12 protein-coding genes and 1 pseudogene are annotated in these 15,214 nt (G+C 39.2%); 4 read left to right on the forward strand and 9 right to left on the reverse strand.

What is annotated here, in order from left to right; genetic code table 11:
• Positions 1 to 5: 5 nt before the first annotated feature.
• Together rapA and PX700_RS03515 are read left to right on the forward strand one after the other, a co-directional pair.
• On the forward strand, positions 6 to 2,900 hold the full coding sequence (gene rapA / locus PX700_RS03510; protein WP_479519869.1) for an RNA polymerase-associated protein RapA: 2,895 nt from the start codon (positions 6 to 8) through the stop codon (positions 2,898 to 2,900).
• A gap of 293 nt (positions 2,901 to 3,193) precedes the next feature.
• Positions 3,194 to 3,967 (forward strand): YggN family protein, encoded by a 774-nt coding sequence (locus PX700_RS03515; protein ID WP_479519870.1) that lies wholly within the window; start codon positions 3,194 to 3,196, stop codon positions 3,965 to 3,967.
• Between the two features lie 109 nt (positions 3,968 to 4,076).
• Here PX700_RS03515 and PX700_RS03520 read toward each other — a convergent pair whose 3' ends face one another.
• Positions 4,077 to 6,506, reverse strand: a complete 2,430-nt coding sequence (locus tag PX700_RS03520; protein WP_479519871.1) for a zinc-dependent metalloprotease — start codon at positions 6,504 to 6,506, stop codon at positions 4,077 to 4,079.
• 154 nt (positions 6,507 to 6,660) lie between these two features.
• Between PX700_RS03520 and PX700_RS03525 the strand changes: the two genes are divergently transcribed.
• Positions 6,661 to 7,629: a class 1 fructose-bisphosphatase gene (locus PX700_RS03525; protein ID WP_479519872.1), complete on the forward strand. Its 969-nt coding sequence runs from the start codon at positions 6,661 to 6,663 to the stop codon at positions 7,627 to 7,629.
• Between the two features lie 96 nt (positions 7,630 to 7,725).
• Here PX700_RS03525 and PX700_RS03530 read toward each other — a convergent pair whose 3' ends face one another.
• Positions 7,726 to 8,052, reverse strand: coding sequence for a hypothetical protein (locus PX700_RS03530; RefSeq protein ID WP_479519873.1), 327 nt, complete (start codon positions 8,050 to 8,052; stop codon positions 7,726 to 7,728).
• A 43-nt stretch (positions 8,053 to 8,095) separates the two neighbouring features.
• Here PX700_RS03530 and PX700_RS03535 point away from each other — a divergent pair, with 43 nt between their 5' ends.
• Positions 8,096 to 8,455 carry a DUF5522 domain-containing protein gene (locus tag PX700_RS03535; protein WP_479519874.1) on the forward strand — a complete coding sequence of 120 codons (360 nt, stop codon included), beginning with the start codon at positions 8,096 to 8,098 and terminating at the stop codon, positions 8,453 to 8,455.
• Between the two features lie 51 nt (positions 8,456 to 8,506).
• Here PX700_RS03535 and PX700_RS03540 read toward each other — a convergent pair whose 3' ends face one another.
• The 7 genes and pseudogenes from PX700_RS03540 to PX700_RS03570 all read right to left on the reverse strand — a co-directional run bounded on the left by PX700_RS03540 (position 8,507) and on the right by PX700_RS03570 (position 15,184).
• Positions 8,507 to 9,340 carry a sulfurtransferase gene (locus PX700_RS03540; RefSeq protein WP_479519875.1) on the reverse strand — a complete coding sequence of 278 codons (834 nt, stop codon included), beginning with the start codon at positions 9,338 to 9,340 and terminating at the stop codon, positions 8,507 to 8,509.
• 3 nt (positions 9,341 to 9,343) lie between these two features.
• Positions 9,344 to 9,769, reverse strand: a complete 426-nt coding sequence (locus PX700_RS03545) for an FAD synthase family protein (RefSeq protein ID WP_415637501.1) — start codon at positions 9,767 to 9,769, stop codon at positions 9,344 to 9,346.
• Between the two features lie 76 nt (positions 9,770 to 9,845).
• Positions 9,846 to 10,910: a CDP-glycerol glycerophosphotransferase family protein gene (locus tag PX700_RS03550; RefSeq protein ID WP_479519876.1), complete on the reverse strand. Its 1,065-nt coding sequence runs from the start codon at positions 10,908 to 10,910 to the stop codon at positions 9,846 to 9,848.
• 64 nt (positions 10,911 to 10,974) lie between these two features.
• Entirely contained in the window at positions 10,975 to 11,394 is a 420-nt protein-coding gene (locus tag PX700_RS03555; RefSeq protein ID WP_415637499.1) for a group I truncated hemoglobin, read from the reverse strand.
• Entirely contained in the window at positions 11,394 to 12,227 is an 834-nt protein-coding gene (locus PX700_RS03560) for a DUF3034 family protein (RefSeq protein ID WP_479519877.1), read from the reverse strand. Before PX700_RS03560 ends, PX700_RS03555 begins: the two co-directional genes overlap by 1 nt.
• Positions 12,214 to 14,529, reverse strand: coding sequence for a bifunctional diguanylate cyclase/phosphodiesterase (locus PX700_RS03565; protein WP_479519878.1), 2,316 nt, complete (start codon positions 14,527 to 14,529; stop codon positions 12,214 to 12,216). Before PX700_RS03565 ends, PX700_RS03560 begins: the two co-directional genes overlap by 14 nt.
• A pseudogene (locus PX700_RS03570) lies at positions 14,522 to 15,184 on the reverse strand (methylamine utilization protein). The gene PX700_RS03565 and the pseudogene PX700_RS03570 overlap by 8 nt, the downstream one beginning before the upstream one ends.
• Positions 15,185 to 15,214 lie beyond the last annotated feature (30 nt).

Below are 15,214 nucleotides of genomic sequence, written 5' to 3' on the forward strand. Positions count from 1 at the left end.
CATACATGAATTTTTCCTTAGGTCAGCGTTGGATCAGTGATACAGAGTCAGATTTAGGATTAGGCACCGTTGTTGCCATTGAAGGCCGTCAGGTCAGCATATTATTTCCTGCCAGTGGTGAAAACCGCGTTTATTCTTGTGCAGAAGCCCCTGTTACCCGTGTGGCATTTAATCCTGGCGATGTGATCAAAAGCGTTGAAGAATGGGAATTAGAAGTAGAGTCTATTGAAGTACAAGGCGAGTTACTTTGTTATCACGGCACCCGTGTTGATAACGGCGAAACAGCCAAGCTTAAAGAAACCTTTTTAGATCATTTTATTAAGTTCAACAAACCACAAGATCGTTTATTTGCAGGCCAAGTCGATCGTTTTGATCGCTATACACTTCGCTACCAAACGTGGTTACATAAATTTGAACGTGAACAATCGCCTATTAAAGGCTTAATTGGTCAGCGTGCTAATCTTATTCCGCACCAGCTTTATATTGCCCAAGAAGTGGGTAAACGTTTTGCACCACGCGTACTTTTATCAGATGAAGTAGGCCTGGGTAAAACAATTGAAGCGGGCATGATTTTACATCAACAAATTATTAGTGGTCGTGCGAGCCGCGTACTTATTGTTGTACCAGAAAATCTACAGCACCAATGGTTAGTAGAAATGCTACGCCGCTTTAACTTACACTTTTCTATTTTTGATGAAGAACGCTGCGACGAAGCGTTTGCAGATTCTCCAAACGTATTTGATACAGAGCAATTGGTACTTACTAGTCTTGAGTTTTTAACCAAGAAAAAGCGCTGGTTTGAACAAGCAACGCTTGCTGATTGGGATTTACTAGTTATAGATGAAGCTCATCACCTAAGTATAAATAACGGCAAGCCAAGCTCAGAGTACCAACGTATGGCAGAGCTTAGCCAAGATATTCCTGGCCTTATTTTACTTACCGCAACGCCTGATCAACTTGGTCATAGCAGTCACTTTGCACGTTTACAGTTACTCGATCCTGACCGTTTTTACGACTACGACGTGTTTAAAGAAGAAGAAGCAAATTATAAAGACGTAGCCGAAGCCGCAAATCAATTACTGCAAGAGCAAGGGCTAGACGATGCTGCCAAAGCCACGCTTATTGAGCTATTAAAAGAAACCGACATTACCGATATTCTTGCAAAAGCGCAGCAAGGCGATTTACCAGCACGTAAAGAAATACTTAACATGCTGCTCGATCGCCACGGCACAGGTCGTATATTATTTAGAAACAGCCGCAGCGGCATTGATGGCTACCCAAGTCGTAAATTACACGCCTACCCTATGGCACTGCCAAAACAGTATAAAACGGCTATGTCGGTACTCGGTAATATGGGCGGCATTCAAAACCCTGAACTAAGTGCACACCGTGCTCTTTTTCCTGAAAAAATATTTCAAGAGTTTGAAGGCGAAAGCGCAAGCTGGGGTTTATTTGACCCACGTGTCGATTGGTTAATCGACACCCTTAAAACGCTTAAGCGCGAAAAAGTACTGCTTATATGTGCTAAAGCTGAAACAGCTATCAGCCTTGAGCAAATACTACGTGAACGTGAAGCAATTAAAGCCTCGGTATTCCACGAAGGTATGTCTATTATTGAGCGTGACCGCGCTGCTGCATTTTTTGCAGACGAGTACGACAACGCACAAATACTATTGTGTTCAGAAATTGGCTCAGAAGGTCGTAACTTCCAGTTCTCGCATCACTTAGTGTTGTTTGATTTACCTCTAAACCCAGACTTACTAGAGCAACGTATTGGTCGATTAGACCGTATAGGTCAAACGCAAGATGTGAACATACACGTACCATATTTTGAAAACACCGCTCAAGAAGTACTACTACGTTGGTACAACGAAGGTCTAGACGCATTCGAATCTACCTCGTCAACGGGTCAAATGCTTTATAAAGAGTTTCGTGATGACCTACTTGAATACATTGCTGCGCATAACTGCGATGAAGACGAACTCGATCCATTACTTGAGCAAGTAGCACAGCAAAATGCCGTACTGCGCAAAAAAATGGAAAGCGGACGCGATCGTTTACTTGAGTTGCATTCATCGGGTCAAGGTGCTGCCGACTCGCTTGTAACTGATATTGAAAAACTCGATAACCAGTTTGAACTACCAAGCTACATGATCAATGTGTTCGACACCTTTGGCGTAAGCCAAGAAGATAAAGGTGAAAATACCATTATCTTAAAGCCAACTGAGCACATGCTAAACCCATCATTCCCATCGCTTAGAGAAGACGGTATGACCGTTACCTTTGATCGTGACACAGCACTTTCGCAAGAAGACGTGCACTTTGTTAGTTGGGATCACCCAATGGTGCAAGGCACCATGGATATGATTTGTGACGACGACTTTGGTAGCGCATCGGTTGCACTACTTAAAAACAAAAAGTTACCACCAGGCACCTTTTTTGTTGAACTTATTTTTGTTGCAGAAGCGATGGCGCCAAAAGTATTGCAGATTGGTCGCTTTTTACCGCCTACACCAATTCGCATATTGCTTGATAAAGCAGGTAATAACTTGGGTGAGAATGTGGCTTTTGAAGGTTTTAACCAGCAGTTATCTGCAGTTGGCCGTCAAACAGCAAGTAAACTTGCAGGTGCACTACAAAGCGCGGTTCACCCTATGATCACTACCGCTAAAGATATGGCACAAGAAAAACTTGAAGTTATTCGTGCAGCGTCGCTTGTTAAAATGCAAACGTCACTAAGTGAAGAGCAAGAGCGACTGGTTGCTCTTAAGCAAATTAACCCAAATATTCGCCAAGAAGAAATAACGTTTTACGATAAGCAACGTACCGACTTAACTACGTATATTGAAAAAACGCAGTTACAACTTGATGCAATTCGCTTAATTGTGGTTTCGCACTAAATATTTAGATTTTAGTCTTTTAAGCTGACTCCAGAGTAAATTCGGGGTCAGCTATTAAAGCTCCACTTTAAAGGCCAAGTCTTCTCATTTAAATATGAGTTAATCCCCCTTCTCTCACTATATACCAAGCCCCTCGTTATCTATTAATTTTAACTATCATCATCGTATTAAAAAACACTGGATTCGCTCTATACACCTATTCTGTGAGATATCCGCAAGGTTTATTTTAACTTGCATAAAGTTGTTTTTTTGTTAACCTACCCGCCTTCCATTTTAGTCTTCTTGAGGTGTTTATGGCGTTTCTATCTCGTTCGATATTGGCGTTATCCATAGCGCTCTCAAGCAGCAGTGTCTTTGCTCAACCCCAATGCGATGTTGAATTACGCCATGGTTTAATTATTACTGATGATGCGATTCGCATATTAGATAAAGGCCAAACTCGTGTCCAAATTAATAATGATAACCAACTGTTTATTCGCGGTTATTGGGTTGACTTAAGCGATGACGAAAGCAAAGTACTCGAACAATTTAGTAATGGGATTCGCCACACAGTTCCCGAGCTAGTAAACCTTGCTACAGATGGCGTTAACTTAGGCTTAAGCGCTATTGAACACGTAGTTGAAGGTATGTCAGACAAAGAACCTGAAGTACTAAAAACACAATTAAAGTATGTAGAGCGCGCGCTAATGGATAAGTTTAAGCGCGGTGATGACTTCTTTTTTATAGCCCCTCAATCACTTTCACAAATAGATGATTTTTTTACTAAAGAGATCAGCCAGCAAATTCACTCTGCCGTGCATGGATCGTTAGGTGCTATTTTAGTATCACTCGGAGATGCGTTTAAATCGCGTGAAGGGAATATAGAAGATCGTATTAACGACATGGGTCAACGCATGGATATTATCTCAAGAGAGATTGATAAGTCGCTGCAAAAAAAGGCCCATCAATTAGAGCTTAAAGCTTCTGAATATTGCGAATGTTTAAATGCACTCGATGTAACAGAGTCTCGCTTACAGGCAATAGTACCTGGTATGGCCGATTACGATTTAGTGCAAATAAAGTCTTAAAGTACTCATCCACTTTAAGAATAAAATAACCCCGAGTATAAATATACTCGGGGTTTTGCTTTATGATTGATTAAATGATTGATTAAAACTAAGCGCTTCAGTTTTTATTCTAAATTGGTGAGCCCGGTGGGATTGGCAGCACTTTAAAGTTGTTTGGCCATTGCCCTTTAATTAAAAACTGATTTACTTGCTCAGCTAAATATTGCTTAAACGCACTCTCGCCAGTACTTGTATGGCTAAGCATTGAGTTTTGATTAAAGTCTTCACTCAACTTAACTAAGTAGTATCGTAACTGCGCTTGAACTTCAGGGCTTGTGCTATCGCTTGCGACTAAATCAGCAAACGTTTTTGCAGTTAAAAATTGCACGCGCTGAGTTATTTTACCTGTCATTGTATTAGGCGACGACACGTTAAACACTTGGCTATATAACGCTTCAAGTAGTTCATCTAAGCTATAAAAGTCGTTACTGCGTGCTTGCTGCTGCGCTAGGCGGTTTAAACGCTGTGCATTTAATAAAAGCGACAAGCTGTGCTGCACTGCAACTTCCGGTAATGCCATTGCATCGAGCGTTAACCCTGTGCGCCCAACTATGCTCTCGCGCGATTTAGACTCGCCATACGCTTTTGGCGGAATTAGCGATAATACAGACTCCGGCAGTAATAAGTTACTTGGCTTAAGCGTTGCAAAAATAGCGTTTACTGCTTCTTGCTGTGTTTTTTTATTAACGACTTGTGCGCCTTTTACGGCTGAGCCGTCGCGTGTTTCGTATTCGTAATCAACACCAGCTATAAGCTTAACTGCAGCCTCCACCTGAAAACGGTGAAACAGATAAAGCGGGACTAATTTCTCTTCTAATTGCGATAATGCATCGCCCGTTTTAATATTATTAATACCAAACTGTGAAAGCGCTTTTTTACGTACGTCGAGTACGCGTAAAAGCTCCTTAGAAGGATTAGTGCCGTTATCCCATAAATGAGCTGTTGGATGCGCGCCACCTTTAGCACGAGCGTCGCTGTCAGATATAAACTCAAGGCCTTTAGTTTTGTTTTCTTTTAAAATAGCGGCGAGTTCTGCGCTTTCATCTTGGTTAGTAAAATCGCTATAACCATATTTAATTACTTGGGTATCCCACACGCCCATGCCTGTTGCATAGCCGCGCGTTACATCAAGCTTACCTTGTTCATTAAAACTAAGCAGCGGATGTGGGTAGTCCATTACAGAAGCTCTATCACCTACCGATGCCGCAAAGTTATGAGAAATACCTAACGTGTGACCAATTTCATGCGCGCTTAATTGGCGAATACGATCAAGCGCCATAGCTTGTAAGTTTTTAGCAACTTCATTGCCTTTTAAATAAGGTGCAGCAAGTGCCTCGGCTATTAAAATATCTTGGCGAACACGCAATGAGCCAAGTGTTACATGCCCCTTAAGTATTTCACCCGTGCGTGGGTCAATTACCGAGCTACCATATGACCAACCACGCGTTGCACGGTGTACCCATTGAATGACGTTGTAACGAATATCCATCGGGTCGGCGCTACTTGGCAGCACTTTTACTATAAATGCATTTTTATATCCTGCAGCAGTAAATGCGCCGTTCCACCATTTTCCACCTTCAAGTAAAGCACTTTTAACAGGCTCTGGAACACCAGGATCTAAATAATAAATAATAGGCTCTACAGGCTCACTAATAGGTAAGCTTGAATCCTTTTTAGTTAAACGATGGCGCGGTATATAACGCACGTACATAGACTCGCCAAGTGGGGCTGCGTAATTTTTATGCTCAATACTCCAAAAACCTGATTGTGGATTAAACTTACGCGGCGTGTAGTTATCATCTGGTAATTGAATAAGTGAATGATGCATGTGCACAGTAAGCGCATAAGGGTCAGCACTTACTTGGCGAACAAACTCACCTGGTTTTGTGCCTTTAAATGTAAGTACGGCTTCAAGCTCGGTGTTTTTTACAAATGCTTTTGAGCGATTCATATAAACGGCGCTACGTGATTCATCAAGGCTAAAGTTACCTTGCTTACGTGCAGTAAGCGTGCGGCTTACGCCATGTACATCACTTAATAAATAAGGCGTGTAATCAATAAGTACTGTGGCTTTATCTTCTGCAACTACTTTAAAACCAGCAAGTATGCTTGATGCAAATGCTTCTTTAATACTTTGCTGTTCAGCCTTATTACTTGTATTAGCACGATAGTAAGTGTTTACAGCGCGCAGCATTACTTTGTCACCAAAACGCTCAAACTGTACAAGGTGAGTATTACCAAGCTGACCTCTATCAAGGCCTATATCGTTAGAGCCAATACCGTAAGGCAAGCTTTGTTGCAGTAAAAATTGTTGTTCAAACTTATCAACTTTTAAATATACTTTTCCGTTTTGGGTATCGTAAAAGAACGAATAATAGCCCGGAAAATGATTCATTTGCGTAGTAAATTCATCAATTGACTTAATTGCTGCGTGCGCTTGGGTTATGATAGAGCACAGCACAGTAAAGAATATGTAACTTAGTAGTGGTATTTTTTTCATAATCTTATCTTTGTTATTTGTGTTTTAAGTACGATTAGGTGGTCCCATTATAGGGTGCTATTTAAACAATACAGTTATTTAAGACGAATTTCAGCGCTCTAAGCTAATCTCTCTCACATTATGATTGGTTTTAACACGTTATCAGGAAAATAGAATGCGTAGACTCCCTCCAGTATTACTTGAAGATGGTTGTTCAAGAGAACTTTTATCATTAATTCGAACAATTTTAGCGGCATGTAAAGAAATTTCGTTTCGCGTTGGTCAAGGCGCGCTTTCTGGCGTGTTAGGTTCAACACTTGATGAAAACATTCAAGGCGAAACTCAAAAAAAGCTCGATGTATTATCTAATCAGCTGTTAAAAGATATTTTACTGGAATCAGGCACGGTTAAAGCAATCGCGTCTGAAGAAGAAGACTACACAGTAGCAGGTAACCCAGATGCTAAATTTATAGTGGCATTTGACCCACTCGATGGCTCGTCAAATACCGATATTAACTCGCTTGTCGGTACTATATTTTCTATTATGGAAGCGCCTGAAGGCTCTGATGCCGCTGATCAAAGCATTTTTATGCAGCCAGGTCATAAGCAAGTTGCAGCAGGTTACGTACTTTACGGCCCGTCAACTATGCTTGCGCTGACTACAGGTAAAGGCACGCGCATGTTTACCCTTGATAAAACACAAGGCAGCTTTTTACTTACACAAGATTTTGCTGATATTCCTGCTGATACAAACGAATTTGCAATTAATACCTCTAACCAACGCCATTGGCAACCAGCGATGCAAAGCTATATAAATGATTTGCTAGCAGGTGATACTGGCCCTCGCGCTAAAAACTTTAACATGCGCTGGATTGCAGCAATGGTGGGCGATGTGCATCGCGTACTTAGCCGTGGTGGTTTATTTACTTACCCTACCGATACTAAAGATCCTAAAAAGCCAAATAAATTACGCTTACTTTACGAAGCTAATCCAATGGCTATGTTAGTAGAGCAAGCTGGCGGTATCGCTTCAACCGGTACCGAGCGTATTATGGATATTCAGCCTGATGCAATCCACCAGCGCGTAGCCGTTATTTTAGGTTCTAAAAACGAAGTAGAAACATGCTTGGGATATCATAAATAATCGCTTAAAACGATTGTTCTCAATTGTAAAAAAACCGCATTTAAATTAAATGCGGTTTTTTGTAAGTGAGCTTTTATATCTCGCTTTTAAAACAAATCAAATTTTTACTAACGCAACTATTTGAGCAAGCTTTTGATGATTAAGCTCTCCTATTTGCTCACTATTACTGAGAGCATAAATAACACCTTCATGCTCAGCACAATCAATGTCATCTCGCGATTCAATTACGTTTGCCCAAAGTTCTAAATCATCTAAGTCTATTTCGTTACTCAAACATCGCTTTAGCACATCAACTAAAACCTCAGTTGAAAGAGTATAATGAGCTTTATTGCTATCAGCAGGGCTTGAAACGATAACCGATATAGCTTCGTCCCTTTGTACACCAAACTTAATAAATTCAGCTAATGCTTTTTGTGTATTCATAATATTTGTTATTCTTGACTCACTGTTACTAAAAAGAATTATAATGACTCAACTTAACTGTACTCAATGCGACAACACTCTAACGTGTAATGTAGACGATGTATCAGCGTGTTGGTGCAATGCGCTGCCAGCTATTTTACCGCTAGATACCACAGCAACAAGTTGTTTATGCCGCAAGTGCACGCTTAATAAAATAAATATTTTTTTAGAGGGTGTTTATACACAACCTATTAAAACCCAAATAGACTTTGCAAAACAATTTAGAGATAACGACAATTTAATTGAAGAGCTCGACTACACCATGCAAAGTGGTTACATGGTATTTAGTAAGTGGTTTTTTTTAAAGCGTGGTTCGTGCTGCAAAAATGGTTGTAAAAACTGCCCTTATGGTTTTAAAAGGTAGTAAAGTAATTTACTGCGATTTTCGCGTGAGTAAGTTCTACACTAACCACATTTATGCCTCACCCGTACTGATGGGTAGTGAATCACTTGCGCCCCACTCACTCCACGAGCCATCGTAAACACTTAAATTTTTGTACCCACATTCAGTAGCAAATAACGCTAAAACACACGCCGTAACACCTGAGCCACAACTAAATTGTAACTGCTGCGCATCATCAATCACGTCATTAAATATCGCTTTAATTTCAGCAAGTGGTTTTGCTTCACCTTCATTGAGTAAACCCATAAAAGGCACCGAGCGACTATTTGGGATATGCCCGCTACGCATGCCTTTTCGAGGTTCACTTTCTTCGCCTGTAAAACGCTTATAAGCACGTGCATCTAGCAATACAGTGTTAGGCTCATTTACTGCGTTAAGCACTTGCTCGCTGTTAATAAAGTAACCAGAATTATAGCGGGCTGTAAAGTCACCTTTAGTCAATACTTCACTATAACCTTGCTGTACAGCGTAACCGCTCTCTAACCACTTTTTAAGGCCACCACTAAGTACTTTAACATTGTGATGCCCCATAGCTTTAAACATCCACCACGCTCTTGCTGCGCTAAATAAACCGCCATCTTCGTATACAACTATAAACGACTCGTTATTTACGCCTGCATTTTGCATAGTTTGAGTAAACTGCTTAGCGCTGCAAACTGTACTTGGTAAGGGGTTTGATCTATCTGCCAACTCATTTTTTATGTCAAAACGTTTAGCGTTAGGCAGCATAGCTTGCGGCGAATAAGTACCTAAAACACCTGGCCGCAGCATACCTGCATCAAATATCACTAATGCAGGGTCATTAAGTTGCGTCTGTAATTGCTGGCAGGAGATAAGGTTTTTCATGATTTACTTAGTGTTATTTATTTTATCTAATACGTTTCTTAACATTGTACTCGACGTATGAGATGTATACGAAAAGTAACATATCTCTACATTAAACTTTGCAAAGTCAGCTTCAATCTTTTGCCACTTTTCAGTGCCCTTCCAGTCATCACCAACAAACATTTTATCAAACTTTAAATTGTTCCACGCTTCTTCTTTATCATAATTAACCTGCGGCACAACCTCATCAACAAATTTTATTGCTTCAACTATTTCCATACGCTCCTGAAAAGGAATCACTGGCTCTTTATTTTTAGCTGACTTGCTTAACTCATCGGTAGTAATACCCACAATTAAGTAATCACACTCTAATTTGGCTCTTTTCAGAATGTTTAAGTGACCTATGTGGAATAAGTCAAAAACACCCGTTGTATATCCAATTTTTTTCATTTCTAAAGCCCAATTATAATTTAGAGTTTATAAATCCCTTTAGTAGTTCGATTACATCCAAATACTTTTGTAATAGTTACTTATTTTTTATTAAATATTGAACAATTCTGTTACTTGCTTTACCGTCCATTTTACCCGCTAACTTTTCTGATAAAGACAATCTAATATTAGCTAAGCTTTCTGGTTCAGCCAGTTGTTGCTGCACTAACTTTTTAAGGTTTTTATATTTTTTGGCGTGTATTGCAACATTCGCATACTCACCATAATCTTGATCCATTCGCTTTTTAAAACGATATGAAAATATTCCTTTGTATCCCCACCGCAACTTCAAAAAATCGCACCAAATGACTGGCTTGTTTAACAGAGCAAATTCAAATAAAGCTGATGATGCATCGCTAATCAATAAATCTGCTTTGTCTAAAAAAGGCACTAACGAATAATCTTCTACTTTTGCTAAATATACATTGGGATACGTTGACCAATGATCTAGCAATTTCACGTGTTTTTTATAACGCTCTTTACTAATAGAAAAGTAATGAGGTTTTATTAAGATGTTGTAATCGCCAAAATGTTCCGGCCAATTTTCAGGAAATAACTCTAAGCTGCTTGGATAAAAGGTAGGAGCGTATAAAATAGTTTGTTTTTTATCATCAAAATTAGTTAATTCTAACGTACCATCGATTTTTTCTTTATTGAAAATAGGGTCTAATTTGCAAAAGCCTACATCAACAAATTTATCATTTGGATACATTGATTTTAAACGGTTTAGTCTGTACTGACCTTCAACAAACCTAACTGTCATTGCTTGACTAGACTTAGTATAGTAACTTGATTTAGGGCCTATTCCGTGTCCAAGTTGAGCGCTTTTAGATACTTTATGTAAGCGGTCTAGGTAACAAAAAGAGTTAGCAAAAAAAACCCAATCAGCTTTTTCATTTTCGTAATAAGCAATTGATTGTTGTTGTTCGTTAACCCAGATGTGCTCTAAGTCATAGTCATCTATAACACGTTGGATTAAATGTTCATGGCTATTTTTATAAAATACAAATTTACTTTTGATGCCATTTTTGCACAATTCTTTATAAACAGGGATATATTGAGGAAGATAGTAAAGGCTTTGTGTATCAAAAATTATGTTCATATGGGATTACTATTATTTTTTCTTTATATTCTACCTTGAAAGCAACTTAACAAAAACAAAGTGATTATATTTTTATAACTCCACTACGAAGAGGGGCCATTTTAAAAAGAATTTTATTTTGTATTTTATGATTTATGTTTTGTTTATTCATTGCATTAATAAGTAAATCAACAACGTGGTTAAAGTCTTTTTCTGATATATGCATACCCGTATGAATAGCGACCATTGAATCGCCATTATATTTACAAGGTCCTTCGAGCAACATGCACATGTGGGTTATAAAGCCTTGGCGAAAATGCGTAATATTAGCGTGTTCAAAATAATGAAATACCTGCTCATCATTACCTATTTGATCAATAAAACTATCAATTAGTTTTGCTGTGCCAGCTTTACCACCTACCTGCTCATAGAGCGATAATTTAGGTGTATTAGTACAGCCGGCTAGTAACATTACACATAATAAAAATACAGAAAGGTTTTTCATTACCAATACCCTGTTACCGACACATACCAGCCTGTTTGATCATTTGCACCAGCAATTCGCCCTAAATTTAAATATGCAGCAATGACACTCACACTTTTATTTGGCATCCACGCTACAAATAAATCTTTCCAATCTTGTTCGCCTAGGTTTAAGTTATTTGATTTTTGACGATACTCAACGCCAACGGCAACTTCGCGACTAAAAAATATAGCTGTACTACCTTCAAATAATACTTTGCCGCTACCATTTACCCCGCCGTAACCCAGTAAACCAAGCTGATTAGCCTCGCTGTATCGTGTGGTTACGTTCCAAAACCAGTTATAACCAGCAATAGCCCCTAAATGTAATTTACTCGCAGCGAGGTAGTAGTCAGTGCCGCTAGTATCTTCTGCGCCTACAAGTGTTGCAACACTGCCACTATCCAGTGATTTATGCTGAATACCTAAGCTAAGTTGTGGCCAATCACTGTAAACAATATCGCCGTATAAACGTATTTTAGCACCTGTAATTGACTGCTCTATTTCAGTATCAAGTGCTGGTACATCAAAGCGCTGTTGGGCATAGCTCAGTTCTACACGATTAAATAAATTAAGCTGTGCACCACATACATCAAGTGTGTAGTCGGTTACATCTGCGCGGCTACAAAAGCCATTTACCGAAAACTCATCATCACTTGCGTATCCAGCAAGCTGTGCCCATGGCACAATTCCGCCGCCTCCGCTGCCTTCTATTTGAGAGACTCCCGGCGTAGCTAGCAGTTTTCCATTGCTTGCAACACTCGGTAAAGTAAATATTAATAACAGACTAGCTAATAAACATTTAATTTTCTTCATAGTATTCCTCTAGCCACTCCTCTAATAGTTCTGCTTTTAGAGGCCTACTTAGGTAATATCCTTGTGCATGGTCGCAATGCATACTTTTAAGTAGATTTAACGAGCCCAATGTTTCAACACCTTCCGCTACAACCGAGAAGCCTAGCTGGTGCCCTAACGTGATTGATGATTGCACTATAAATTGATCTTTTTGTGACTCATCAAGTTTTAAAATAAAGCACTTGTCTAGTTTAAGCTCATCAATAGGCAGCATCTTTAATCGGCCAAGTGATGTTTGCCCTACACCATAATCATCTAATGATATTTTAACGCCAATTGCCTTAAGATTTTCGAGCGCTTTAATGCCTTTCTCTTCGTTTTCGATCATATCGCGCTCAGTAAGCTCAATAGTGATCAATTTAGGATCTACTTTATACTTTTTAAGTGTGCGTACTAATGCGGAATGAAAACCTGGAAATGCTATATCTTGCGCAGATACATTTATTGCAGCCTGTAAGTTTATATTTTTAGATTGCCAATCAGCGACTTGTGCAATAACCGTATTAACTACCCAAGCGGTTAGCTCAACTATAAGCCCTGACTGCTCCGCTAAGTCAATAAATAGCTCGGGATTAACCCAACTTCCGTCTTTTCGTTGCCAACGAATAAGTGACTCAACCTTATCTATTTTTTGCGTTTTCATGTGTAGTTTAGGCTGATAAGTCATAAATAACTGGCCATCGTCATCACTAATTGCCTGCTTTAATTCATCAAGCATTATTAAGCGTTCTAAATGCGCTTCGTCCTCACCATTTTGATAGTGATGTATGCTTTCTTGATTATTGGCTGCACTTTCTACTGCAATTAGTACACGGCGCATTAAGTCATCACTCGCAATACCTTGCGTAGGATACTGCACAATGCCCGCACTGAAGCGTAAATTAATTTTAAGTGTTTGAATTGTATAGCACGCTTGTAATTGTGCCATTAAACCCACAATACCGCTTTTTTGCTCACGTACTGCAGCAGTCGGAAATACCGTTAAAAACTCATCGCCACCAATGCGTGCATGAAAGCCCCCTAACTCGTCCGAAAATTCACTTATTCTGCAAGCGACCGCTTTTAAACAGTCATCGCCGATGCGCGGGCCTAACTTGTCGTTAATATGACGAAGACCTTTTATGTCTATTGCAACAAGCGTGTACTCGCTTGATGAATCTAACTCATCATCAAGCACCTCAAGCATTGCTGAGCGGTTATAAAAGCCTGTTAGGGAGTCGTGTCGGGCTTGAAAGCTAATTTGTTGCTCGCGCTGATTAATGTCGTTACCCATGCTATCAAACGCGGCTACTAAAGTGTCTATTTCGGCACTTTGCCTTTGACCTTTAAACTCAAAGGCATAGTTACCTTGCGCAAATTGCCTTGCAATTACAGCTAGTTGGGTGAGCGGTGTAGTCAAGTTATTTGCAAATATACTGCTCGTAACTACGCCCACAAACATAGTTAAAATAGCTAAAATAATAAGTGTAAATAACAGTTTTTCAAAGTCATTATAGCTTTGTGTTAAATCAGCACTCAGTAAAATAATTATGGGATGAGTCAATAACGATGGTAGGTCTATATCGCGGTTACGGTACACCAAATATTCACCAAAAAAGCGTGACGTGGTTACGGTACTAAAATAGCTAACAGGTTCAAATTGCTCAGGGCGATTAGCTAATGAGCTAATAACAATATCGTCAGCACTGCCTATAAAACTTACATCCATGCCTGTTAAGCTTTTTAGTTCATGGGCTACATTGCCATCAATTTTAAAACCCACCAAACTATAGGCTACTGTTCGTGGCGCTCTTACGGGTAATAAAATAATTTGGTAAAGCTCGTTATTAAGCACCACAAAACTAGACTCTTCTGGCGCACTTAAAAGCTCTTCCATTAGCGGTTTTAAGTCATGTGCAAAAGCATCTTCATTTGTATTAGCCGAAATTAGCTTACCCGATAAATCAAGTAACAGCATTAATTCGGCATCAATACGCTGACTATGGTTAAACAACACACTGCTGATTGTTCCTGCATCTCGCGTTGCTACAGCTTGCTTAAAACCAAAATCGGAGGTGAGTACTTTTGCTGCGGTTAGTAGTAGGCTTTCTTTTGATTTCAAATATTGCTTATAAACATTTTGCGCTACAGTAATATCTTGATTTACTTTTTGTTCTTGAAATTTACTCGTAGACCACCAAAAACTAAACAAGCTGACCATAGTGGTTAATAACACTAAGCCAACACATAAAATGGTTATTCGATTTCGTAAACTATTAGTCATTACCAGCCTTAAACTTACTACCAAAAGTATTTCTAGGTGCTGGAGAGGATGTGTTTACAGCTATCTGTAACTGTTTTTGAGAATTAATTGTTATCATTTTTTTATTCTCCAATGGCGCTGTTTGCAAAGGGTGCCACACACTCACTTGTGCAGGTAGTGTATTTATAGGCAAACTAACATAGCCTTTTTTATCTGTTTTATATACGGATTCACTACTCGCTACATAAATATAGCCCACCATAGAATCATGAATATTACACCCTAAAACAACAACCCCTTGTTGCTCAAACGTAATGGGCTCTTTTGGTTGCCCTGAATATAATCTTAGTTGAAAAGGCTTAGCTTGTGAAAAAGAATAAACATGATGGCGAATATTATCGCTGTTAGGAAAGTTAACTTTTTGACCCTGTTGTACAACTAATAATTCGGGTAAAAACTGCTTATGAACTTAATCCATAATAGCAAGGGGCAAATTTGATGGTGTGGCTTGTTTGTCAGCAATATTAAGCTCAACCACTGCACCTGATAACTTTTGACCGTGTTGATCTTCTATTACTAAATCAATATTAGCACTTAAAGCAAACTGACTAAAAAACAAACCTATAGCTAAGAAGTAATGACTTTTAGCAAACTTTTGAAATGCCCGTTCAAACATAACAACACCTAAATATTAATGTTAGGTTAA

Source organism: Pseudoalteromonas sp. TP27, from assembly GCF_056470645.1.